Source organism: Myxococcus llanfairpwllgwyngyllgogerychwyrndrobwllllantysiliogogogochensis (genome assembly GCF_006636215.1).
Classification (GTDB): domain Bacteria; phylum Myxococcota; class Myxococcia; order Myxococcales; family Myxococcaceae; genus Myxococcus; species Myxococcus llanfairpwllgwyngyllgogerychwyrndrobwllllantysiliogogogochensis.
In genome coordinates this window covers 1-495 of the sequence record NZ_VIFM01000700.1, presented here as the reverse complement: position 1 = coordinate 495, position 495 = coordinate 1, and the positions used below count along the sequence as shown (strand labels likewise).

Genomic DNA, 495 nt, shown 5'->3' with positions numbered 1-495 from the left:
GTGGTGGAGGGCGCGCAGGAAGTGCTCGTCACCCTGACGGACAAGCGCGAGTTCAAGGCCAAGATCGTGGGCTCGGACAAGCGCACCGACGTGGCCGTGGTGAAGATCGACGCCACGGGGCTGCCCGCGGTGAAGGTGGGCGACATGAACCGCCTGCGCGTCGGCGAATGGGTGATGGCCATCGGCTCGCCGTTCGGCCTCGAGAACACCGTCACGGCCGGCATCGTGAGCGCCAAGCAGCGCGATACGGGCGACTACCTGCCGTTCATCCAGACGGACGTGGCGATCAACCCCGGCAACTCCGGCGGCCCGCTCATCAACATGCGCGGCGAGGTGGTGGGCATCAACAGCCAGATCTACTCGCGCTCCGGCGGCTTCATGGGCATCTCGTTCGCGATCCCGATCGACGAGGCGATCCGCGTGAGCGACCAGCTGCGCGCCACGGGCCGCGTGACGCGTGGCCGCATCGGCGTGCAGATCGGGCAGGTGACCAAG

1 protein-coding gene is annotated in these 495 nt (G+C 68.1%); it reads left to right on the top strand.

Annotated elements, in window-relative coordinates; all coding sequences use genetic code 11:
- The coding region (locus FJV41_RS57280) for a S1C family serine protease (RefSeq protein WP_497812686.1) at positions 1 to 495 on the top strand (495 nt) is incomplete at its 3' end.